This is a genomic window from Streptomyces dysideae, from assembly GCF_001514305.1.
Lineage (GTDB): Bacteria > Actinomycetota > Actinomycetes > Streptomycetales > Streptomycetaceae > Streptomyces > Streptomyces dysideae.
The window spans coordinates 1-9,727 of sequence record NZ_KQ949080.1 but is presented as its reverse complement, the minus strand read 5'-3'; the positions used below and the strand labels follow the sequence as shown (position 1 = coordinate 9,727).

Annotated in this window: 7 protein-coding genes and 2 pseudogenes; 3 read left to right on the top strand and 6 right to left on the bottom strand. The window is 70.4% G+C overall.

The features are described from left to right. Window positions 1–160: 160 nt before the first annotated feature. The 5 genes and pseudogenes from argF to AQJ91_RS12005 all read right to left on the bottom strand — a co-directional run bounded on the left by argF (window position 161) and on the right by AQJ91_RS12005 (window position 6,996). Window positions 161–1,174, bottom strand: coding sequence for an ornithine carbamoyltransferase (gene argF, locus AQJ91_RS12020; protein ID WP_067019533.1), 1,014 nt, complete (start codon window positions 1,172–1,174; stop codon window positions 161–163). 88 nt (window positions 1,175–1,262) lie between these two features. Then, window positions 1,263–2,486, bottom strand: a complete 1,224-nt coding sequence (locus tag AQJ91_RS12015; protein WP_067019530.1) for an arginine deiminase — start codon at window positions 2,484–2,486, stop codon at window positions 1,263–1,265. A 167-nt stretch (window positions 2,487–2,653) separates the two neighbouring features. Further along, window positions 2,654–2,862, bottom strand: a pseudogene (locus AQJ91_RS49165) (M55 family metallopeptidase); the annotation flags it as partial. An 88-nt stretch (window positions 2,863–2,950) separates the two neighbouring features. Beyond that, window positions 2,951–5,527 (bottom strand): polynucleotide kinase-phosphatase, encoded by a 2,577-nt coding sequence (locus tag AQJ91_RS12010; protein WP_067019527.1) that lies wholly within the window; start codon window positions 5,525–5,527, stop codon window positions 2,951–2,953. After that, window positions 5,524–6,996 carry a 3' terminal RNA ribose 2'-O-methyltransferase Hen1 gene (locus tag AQJ91_RS12005; protein ID WP_067019524.1) on the bottom strand — a complete coding sequence of 491 codons (1,473 nt, stop codon included), beginning with the start codon at window positions 6,994–6,996 and terminating at the stop codon, window positions 5,524–5,526. The genes AQJ91_RS12010 and AQJ91_RS12005 overlap by 4 nt, the downstream gene beginning before the upstream one ends. Before the next feature lie 90 nt (window positions 6,997–7,086). Here AQJ91_RS12005 and AQJ91_RS57325 point away from each other — a divergent pair. Further along, a pseudogene (locus AQJ91_RS57325) lies at window positions 7,087–7,287 on the top strand (HAD family hydrolase); the annotation flags it as partial. 111 nt (window positions 7,288–7,398) lie between these two features. Here the strand turns inward: AQJ91_RS57325 and AQJ91_RS12000 are convergent. Further along, complete coding sequence (locus AQJ91_RS12000; protein ID WP_067019521.1) at window positions 7,399–7,815, bottom strand: winged helix-turn-helix transcriptional regulator; 417 nt, start codon at window positions 7,813–7,815, stop codon at window positions 7,399–7,401. A gap of 70 nt (window positions 7,816–7,885) precedes the next feature. Between AQJ91_RS12000 and AQJ91_RS11995 the strand changes: the two genes are divergently transcribed. Further along, window positions 7,886–8,707, top strand: a complete 822-nt coding sequence (locus AQJ91_RS11995) for an NAD(P)H-binding protein (protein ID WP_067019518.1) — start codon at window positions 7,886–7,888, stop codon at window positions 8,705–8,707. Between the two features lie 114 nt (window positions 8,708–8,821). Then, the gene (locus AQJ91_RS11990) at window positions 8,822–9,622 is read left to right on the top strand and encodes an SAM-dependent methyltransferase (protein WP_067019516.1); all 801 of its coding nucleotides are present in this window, start codon (window positions 8,822–8,824) and stop codon (window positions 9,620–9,622) included. Window positions 9,623–9,727: the final 105 nt, after the last annotated feature.

Sequence of the window (9,727 nt, the reverse complement as noted above, 5' to 3'; positions counted from 1 at the left end):
CCCGGCACGCTCCCCCACTGCCTTAAGGGCGCGGGAGGTGCCCCCACTCGCCGCACCGGCCGAAAGCCCAAGTACATCCAGTACGAGGACTTCCGGCCGGCACGCCGAGAGCACGCACCGGACGCCGCTCCTTGACGGGCGAACGCTGCCTGCCGGGGCACTAGGGTCGGCCGAGTGTGGCGACCATGACCGCCTTGATGGTGTGCATACGGTTCTCCGCCTCGTCGAAGACGACCGAGTGGGCCGACTCGAAGACCTCGTCCGAGACCTCCAGGTACTCCAGGCCGTGGCTCTCGTGGATCTCGCGGCCGACCGTGGTGCCGAGGTCATGGAAGGCGGGCAGGCAGTGCAGGAACTTGATGTCCGCGTTGCCGGTGGCGCGTAGGACGTCCATGGTCACGGCGTACGGGGTGAGGGCGGCGATCCGCTCGTCCCAGACCTCCTTGGGCTCACCCATGGAGACCCAGACGTCGGTGGCGACGAAGTCTGCGCCCGCGACGCCCTCGGTGACCGACTCGGTGAGCGTGATCCGCGCGCCGCTGGTCTCGGCGAGCTTCTGGGCCCGGTCGACGATGTCCTGGGCGGGCCAGTAGGACTTCGGGGCGACGATGCGCACGTCCATGCCGAGCAGGGCGCCGGTGACCAGGTAGGAGTTGCCCATGTTGAAGCGGGCGTCGCCCAGGTAGGCGAAGCAGATCTCCGTCAGGGGCTTGTCGCTGTGCTCGGTCATGGTGAGCACGTCGGCGAGCATCTGGGTGGGGTGCCAGTCGTCGGTGAGGCCGTTGTAGACGGGGACGCCGGCGAAGCCCGCCAGCTCCTCCACCTTCTGCTGGCTGTCCCCGCGGTACTCGATCCCGTCGTACATCCGGCCGAGGACACGCGCAGTGTCCTTCACCGACTCCTTGTGCCCGATCTGCGAACCCGTGGGGTCCAGGTACGTCGTCGAGGCGCCCTGGTCGGCGGCCGCGACCTCGAACGCACAGCGCGTGCGCGTCGAGGTCTTCTCGAAGATCAGCGCGATGTTCCTGCCCCGCAGGTACTGGATCTCGGTCCCGGCCTTCTTGGCCGCCTTGAGTTCCGCGGCCAGCGCGATCAGACCACGGAACTCGTCGGCGGTGAAATCCAGCTCCTTGAGGAAGTGGCGCCCGGCGAGGGCGGTCGGGACTGTCGCCATGGGGGCGCTCCAGAAGTGCGAGAACAGGACACTGGAAGTCTATACGACGATCAGCATTTCTATACGGTTGACTAGGCGGCCGGCGCGGCTATACGGCGTCTCGCTCCACCGGGCAGCTCATGCACCGCGGCCCGCCCCTCCCCCGCCCGAGCTCGCTGCCCGGGATCTCGATCACCTCGATGCCCTGCTTGCGCAGATGCGTGTTGGTGGTGGAGTTCCGCTCGTAGGCGACGACGACGCCGGGCTCGACAGCCAGCACGTTGCAGCCGTCGTCCCACTGTTCGCGCTCTGCCGCGTGCACGTCCTGGGTGGCGGTCAGCACGCGGATCTCGTTCAGCCCGAGGGCGGCGGCGATCGCACGGTGCATGTGCTCCGGCGGATGGTCGGTGACCTTCAGTTCCTTGTCCCCGACGCCCGGTTCGATGGTGTACGAGCGGAGCATGCCGAGCCCGGCGTACTGGGTGAAGGTATCGGCGTCGACCATCGTCATCACGGTGTCGAGGTGCATGAAGGCGCGCCGCTTGGGCATGTCGAGCGCCACGATCGTCTCCGCCGACCCGGCGGCGAACAGTTTGTGCGCGAGCATCTCGACCGCCTGGGGCGTGGTGCGCTCGCTCATGCCGATGAGGACGGCGCCGTTGCCGATGACCAGGACGTCGCCGCCCTCGATGGTGGACGGGTAGTCGGCCTGCCCCTCGGACCAGACGCGAAACGTTTCGTCACGGAACAGCGGGTGGTGCCGGTAGATCGCCTCGAAGTGCACGGTCTCGCGCTGCCGGGCGGGCCAGCGCATGGCGTTGACGCAGACGCCGTCGTAGATCCAGGCGGAGGTGTCGCGGGTGAAGATGTGGTTGGGGAGGGGGGCGAGGAGGAAGTCGTCGAGGTCCATGCAGTGGAAGCGCACGGAGATGGGCTCCGGGTGCACCTCCAGGAACTCCCGTTTGGTCATGCCGCCGACGAGGCTCTCGGCCAGTTCGGCGGCGGGCAGGTTCTCGAAGGCGGCACGGAGGTGGTCGGTGGCGAGGACCCCGTACTCCTTCTCGTCGAAGACCCGGTCCAGGACGAGTGATCTGGCCACCGGGATCTCCAGGGCCTCGGTGAGCAGGTCGCCGAAGAGGTGGACGGTGACCCCGCGGTCGCGCAGCACGTCCGCGAACCCGTCGTGCTCGGCCCGCGCCCGGCGCACCCACAGCACGTCGTCGAAGAGCAGGGCGTCCTTGTTGCTGGGGGTGAGCCTTTTGAGCTCGAGATCGGGCCGGTGCAGGATGACGCGGCGCAGCCGCCCGGCCTCGGAGTCGACATGGAATCCCATGACTCCATCCTGACCACCGGGGACGGAGTTCACCCGTTGCTCGACGCTTCTTCTTTTCGTCCCCTTGACGACAATCGGGGCTCAGCAGTACGGGGGCTGGTTGGTGAGGTCGGCCGCCACGCCCATCCACACGCCGAAGAGCCGGTAGAGGGCGGGGAGTTCGCGCTCATCGCGTCGTGCTCCGGGGCGAGGCCCTCGATCATGCCCATCTGCCTCGGTTTGCCGCGGACGAGGCGGGCCGCCGGGTGCAGGGCTCCGGCAGCAGGTTGCGCATCGGGCCGTGGGCGTCGTTGACGAGGACGTCGGTGGCGTCGGCCGCGACCGCGCCCCGGACCGCGGCGTTGACGTCCTCCGCCATCATCAGCCGGCCCCGCTCGCATGTCCACGCTGATGTAGATGCGCACGGTGCGTACTCCTCGGGCTTGATCATCAAAGGGACGTCAAGCCCGGGGAGTACGGTTCCGTCACAGCCTCGGGTCCACCGGCTCCGACTCCAGCGCCAGCACCCCGAACACCGCCTCGTGCACCCGCCACAGCGGCTCGCCCTCCGCCAGCCGGTCCAGGGCCTCCAGGCCGAGGGCGTACTCGCGGATCGCCAGCGAGCGCTTGTGGTTGAGGAAGCGGCCGCGCAGGCGGGTGAGGTTCTCCGGGCGGGTGTACTCCGGGCCGTAGATGATCCGGAGGTACTCGCGGCCACGGCACTTGATGCCGGGCTGGACCAGGCGTCCCTGCTCGGTGCGCACCACCGCGCCGACCGGCTTCACCACCATGCCCTCGCCGCCCCGGCCGGTCATCTCCAGCCACCAGTCGACGCCGGCCCGCACCGACTCGGGGTCGGCGGTGTCGACGTACAGGCGTCGGGTGGTCTGGAGCAGGCTGGTGCCGTCGTGCTCGACGAGACGGTCGAGGAGCGCGAGCTGCTCGTCGTGGGGCAGGCCCGCGAGGCTGCGGCCCTGGACCGCGAGGATCTGGAACGGTGCCAGGCGGACGCCGTCGAGGCCGTCCGTGGTCCAGCAGTAGCGGCGGTACGCCTCCGTGAACGCGGCCGCGTTCGACGCCCGTTCGCGCTGGCGGCCCAGCAGGTCCGACACGTCGACGCCGCGCGCCGCCGCGCCCTCCAACGCGGCCAGCGCACCCGGGAACACCGCCCCGGAGGCCGCACCGACCGCGGCGTACTGGCTGCGCAGCAGACCCGACGCCTTCAGCGACCACGGCATCAGCTCCGCGTCCAGCAGCAGCCAGTCCGTCTCGAGCTCCGTCCAGAGGCCGGCCTCGCCGATCGCCGTCCGCAGCCGGTCCAGGATCGTCTCCGTCACCGACTCGTCGTCGAAGAACGGGCGGCCCGTGCGGGTGTACAGGGAGCCGGTGGGCCCTCCCCCACTCTCGGCTACGCTCGAGCGGGAGGTACCCCCACCGCCGAAGCGCTTGCGCGCGACCTCCGCGTCCCGGCACACCAGGGCCACCGCCCGCGAACCCATGTGCTTCTCCTCGCACACGACCCGCGCGACCCCGTCCTCCTGGTACTGCGCGAAGGCCTCCGCCGGGTGCTCCAGATAGCCCTCGATGTGCGAGGTCGCCGTCGGCGCCATCGTCGGCGGCAGGTACGGCAGCAGACGCGGGTCCACCGCGAAGCGGCTCATGACCTCCAGGGCCGCCGCCGCGTTCTCCTCACGGACGGACACCCGGCCCGCGTGCCGTGTCTCCACGACCCGGCGCCCGTGCACGTCCGCCAGGTCCAGCGGCCGCCCGTCGTGCCCGCCGGGCGCCTCGGTCCGGAGCGGCTTCGTCGGCTCGTACCAGACCTTTTCCGCCGGTACGTCGACCAGTTCGCGCTCCGGCCAGCGCAGCGCGGTCAGCTTGCCGCCGAAGACGGCACCCGTGTCCAGGCAGATGGTGTTGTTCAGCCACGTGGCCTCCGGGACGGGGGTGTGGCCGTAGACCACGGCCGCCCGGCCCCGGTAGTCCTCCGCCCACGGGTAGCGCACGGGCAGCCCGAACTCGTCCGTCTCCCCGGTCGTGTCGCCGTACAGCGCGTGCGAGCGGACCCGGCCGGAGGTGCGGCCGTGGTACTTCTCCGGCAGACCGGCGTGGCAGACGACCAGCCGGCCGTCGTCGAGGACGTAGTGACTGACCAGCCCGTCGATGAACTCCCGTACCTCGGCCCGGAACTCGTCGCTCTCGCCGTCCATCTGCTCGATGGTCTCGGCGAGTCCGTGGGTGTGCTGGACCTTGCGGCCCTTGAGGTGACGGCCGTACTTGTTCTCGTGGTTGCCGGGGACACAGAGGGCGTTGCCCGACTTCACCATCGACATCACCCGGCGCAGCACACCAGGGCTGTCCGGGCCGCGGTCGACGAGGTCGCCGACGAAGACCGCCGTGCGGCCCTCCGGGTGGACGCCGTCGGCGTAGCCCAACTTGCCCAGCAGCGACTCCAGTTCGGAGGCGCAGCCGTGGATGTCGCCGACGATGTCGAACGGGCCGGTGAGGTGGGTCAGGTCGTTGAAGCGCTTCTCGGTGACGACGGAGGCGTTCTCGATGTCCTCCACACCGCGCAGGACGTGCACCTTGCGGAAGCCCTCGCGCTCCAGGTGCCTGATGGAACGCCTGAGTTCACGTGTGTGGCGCTGGATGACCCGGCGCGGCATGTCGGCCCGGTCGGTGCGGGCCGCGTTGCGCTCGGCGCACACCTCCTCCGGTACGTCGAGGACGATCGCGATCGGCAGGACGTCGTGCTTCTTCGCCAGGTCGACCAGCTGACGCCGGGAGTCCTGCTGCACGCTGGTCGCGTCGACGACGGTCCGGCGGCCTGCCGCGAGGCGCTTGCCCGCGATGTAGTGCAGGACGTCGAAGGCGTCCCGGCTGGCGCTCTGGTCGTTCTCGTCGTCGGAGACCAGGCCGCGGCAGAAGTCGGAGGAGATGACCTCGGTCGGCTTGAAGTGGCGGCGGGCGAAGGTCGACTTGCCGGAGCCGGAGGCGCCGACGAGGACGACGAGGGAGAGGTCGGTGACGGGGAGCACCCGCCCCTTCCGGGTCTCGCTCATGCGGCCTTCGCCTCCTTCTTGTGCACGGTGCTGTTCATGGTGAAGACGGCCATCTGGGTGGGCGGTCCCACCTCCGGGTCGTCGGGTCCGACGGGCACGAACTCCACGCCGTAGCCGTGCCGTTGGGCCACCGCGTCCGCCCAGGTGCGGAACTCCTCGCGGGTCCACTCGAAGCGGTGGTCGCCGTGCCGGACGTGGCCGGCCGGGAGGGTCTCCCAGCGGACGTTGTACTCGACGTTCGGCGTCGTGACGAGGACGGTCCGGGGGCGGGCCGAGCCGAACACCGTGTATTCCAGGGCGGGCAGCCGGGGCAGGTCGAGGTGCTCGATGACCTCGCTGAGCACGGCGGCGTCGTAGCCCTTGAGCCGGTTGTCGGTGTAGGCGAGCGAGCCCTGGAAGAGCTGCACGCGGGACGCCTGCCGCTCCCCCATGCGGTCCAGCTTGAGCCGCCGGGACGCGATGGTGAGCGCGCGCATCGACACGTCGACGCCCACGATCTCGGTGAACGCCCGGTCCTTGAGGAGCGCGTGTACCAACTGGCCCTGTCCGCAGCCGAGATCGAGGACCCGGGCGGCGCCGGACGTCCGGAGCGCCGCGATGATCGCGTCCCGGCGCTGCACCGCGAGCGGGGTCGGCTTCTCCTCGGTCTCGGACTCCGCCTCGACGGCGTTGTCGATGTCCTCGACCTCGCTGTCGTCGGCCTCGGCCAGCCGCACCAGCTCCAGCCGCTCCATCGCCTCCCGGGTCAGGGACCAGCGGCGCGACAGATACCGGCTGGTGATCAGCTTCTGCTCCGGGTGGTCCGGCAGCCAGCCCTCACCGGCGCGCAGCAGCTTGTCGACCTCGTCGGAGGCGACCCAGTAGTGCTTGGCGTCGTCGAGGACGGGGAGCAGAACGTACAGGTGCCGCAGGCCCTCGGCGAGGGTCAGCGCGTCCGACTCCAGTACGAGACGTACGTACCGCGAGTCGCCCCACTCCGGGAACCGGACGTCCAACGCCACGGGGTCGACGGTGACCGCCCAGCCGAGCGGCTCGAACAGCCGCCGTACGAGCTCGGGGCCGCCCCTGGCCGGCAGCGCGGGCACCTCGATACGCAGCGGCATCGGCTGCCCCGCCCGCTCCGGCCTGGCATTGCACACGCCCCGCATCGCGCTGGAGAACACGCTGCTCAGCGCCACGGCGAGCAGTGAGGAGGCGGCGTACGGGCGGTCGTTGACGTACTGCGCGAGTGCCGCGTCGGGCGCCCCGCCCCGCCCCTTGCCCTTGCCGCGCCGGACCAGTGCCACCGCGTCGACCTCCAGCAGCAGCGCCGCCGTGCAGCGCCCGGCGTCCGCCTCGGAGTAGAGGACGTGCGCCCTGCCGTAGGACGTGGAGAACGCCTGCGCCTTCTCGGGATGCTTGTGCAGCAGGAAGCCGAGATCGGTGGCCGGTCGTTCTGGGGTGCCGGTGGTGCTGATCGTCAGGAACACGGTGGTTACACCTCGAAATGCCTTCTGAGCTGAGGATTCTCGTCGTCGCGCCCCCACAACGTACAGCGAGGTGCCGGGGGCGTACGTGGGATTTTCCGACCGGCCTCAGCTCTACGCCGGGAACTCACCGCACCCCACGCCTGGCTGCCCTACCCCGACACCGAACCCACCCTCCGCGCACTGCGCGCCTGCGGGCTGCTCATCGCAATCGTGAGCGACTTCGCATGGGACCTGCGGATCCATCTCACCCACGCCGGTCTGGAGGACCTGGTCGACGCGTGCGTGATCTCCTGCGAGGCCGGCCGGGAGAAGCCCGACCCCCGGTTGTTCCTCAAGGCCTGCGCGGACCCCGGCGCACCGGCGACCGGGGCCTGGCCGAAGTCCTCCGGCTCGCGGCCTGACTCACCGCGCCGCGTCCCAGGCCTCGCGGGCGGCGGCGATGGCCGGCCGGTGAGCGATCGACCAGTCGGCCAGGGCCTTGACGAGGTGAGTGAGGCTGTGGCCCAACTCGGTCAGTTCATACTCGACTTGCGGCGGAACCGTCGGATACACGGTCCGCCTCACCAGGCCGTCACGCTCCAGGCGCCGGACGGTGAGGGTGAGCATGCGCTGTGAGATGTCGCCGGGGATGGCGCGTTGCAGTTCCTTGAACCGCCGTATGCCGGAGGCGAGTTCGACCACGACATAGACGGACCACTTGTCGCCGAGCCGGTCCAGGACGTCCCGGACGCCGCACTCGTCCTGCGGGGTGTCGCAGACGATGACGGGCTCGTCCGGCTGCGGCACCGGGGTGGTTACCGCGGTGTGCCCTGCTGACATCAATGTGCCTCCTTACCTGATCGGGACCTGGCCTGAATGATGGAACACACACTTCAGGAGGGGGATTCCGATGATTCTGGTGACCGGTGCGGGCGGTGCGCTGGGGCGGCTGGTGGTTGCTGAACTGGCGGGACGGGACGGCGTGTTGCTGGGGACGCGCACTCCGCGTTCCGCCGCCGAGCGGCGCGTGGACTTCGACGATCCGGCCTCCCTCGACTTCACCGGGGTGGACACCCTGCTGCTGATCTCCGCAGGGTACGGCGAGGACGACATCGTCATCGCGCGGCACGACGCGGCGATCTCCGCCGCCGAGAAGGCGGGCGTACGGCACATCGTCTACACCAGCCTCAGCGGCGACGGCGACCATCTGCCGTACGCGCTGGCCCACCGCTGGACCGAACGGCGCCTGCGGGACGCCCCGTTGGCGTGGACGGTGCTGCGCAACGGGCTCTACGCGGAGTTCCTCGCGGATATCGCCGGGCCGGGCCCCGACGGGACGATCACGGCGCCGCTGGGCGAGGGCCGGCTGGCCGCGGTGGCCCGCGCGGATCTCGCGGAGGTGGCGGCCCGGGTGGTGAGCGCGCCGGAGGAGCACGCGGGGCGGGTGTACGAGCTGGTGGGCGAACGGGCGCTGGGCGGCGCCGAGTTGGCGGCAGCGGCCGGAGGGGCGTACGCGCCGGGTTCGCTCGGTGCGACCCGCGAGGCGATCACCGCGGGTGGCGGGGCACTGCCGTATCAGGTGCCGATGCTGGTGGGGACGTACTCGGCGATCGCCGGGGGCTTCCTTGACGGGAGCGGCGTCGAGGACAACGCCCTGCGCGGGCTGCTGGGGCGTGAGCCGCGTGCGGCGCTGGAGGTGTACCGGGAGGCGGTCGCCGCCGGGAATGCGTGAGTGCGGAGCGGGCATCGGCAGCACTCAGGAATATTCGCTAGCCTCCCGGTCGACCGGGCGTTCGAAGGACATACGGCATGGGCGCCCGCGCACACACAGAAGCGGAGCCCCCACATGACAGACGCCCGGTCAGGCGCAGACCACATCGACACCAGCAAGCCCCACTCCGCACGCATGTACGACTACTTCCTCGGCGGCAAGGACAACTATCCGGTCGACTCGGAAGCGGCCGAGCAGGTCGTGTCCCTCTTCCCCGCGGTCAGGGAAATGGCGCGGACCAACCGCTGGTTCATGCACCGCGCCTCCCGGCTGCTGGCCAAGCGAGGTGTCCGCCAGTTCCTCGACATCGGCACCGGCATCCCGACCGAGCCGAACCTCCACCAGATCGTGCAGGGGATCGTCCCCGACGCCCGCGTGGTGTACGCCGACAACGATCCGATCGTCCTCAGGCACGCCGAGGCCCTGCTGCACAGCACCCGGGAGGGAAAGACCGCCTACGTCCAGGGCGACGTGCGGGAACCGGGAAAGATCCTCGCGGCGGCCCGGGAGACCCTCGACTTCAGCCGGCCGATCGCCCTGTCCCTCGTGGCTCTCCTGCATCTGGTCGCGGACGAGGACGAGCCCGGCCGGATCGTCCGCGAGCTGCTCGAACCACTCGCGCCCGGCAGCTACTTGACGCTGTCCCACGCGACGGGGGACTTCGACCCGGAGACCTGGGCGCGTGTCGTCGAGGTGTACCGCAGGGGCGGCACACCGGCGCAGGTGCGCTCGCGCGGCGAGTTCTCCGCCTTCTTCACGGGACTCGAGCTGGAGGATCCCGGTGTCGTGCTCGCGGCGCTGTGGCATCCCGAGCTGGGTGAGCGGCACGGGGGCGAGGAGATTCCCCTCTACGTGGGGGTCGCCCGCAAGTCGTGACGGCGGCCGTCCGGCGGGTCGGGCCATGCGCGTGATCCGCCGGACGGCCGGTCGATCAGTCGTAGGGCGCGCTACGGCAGCTGCGACTGGACCTGGGAGGAGATC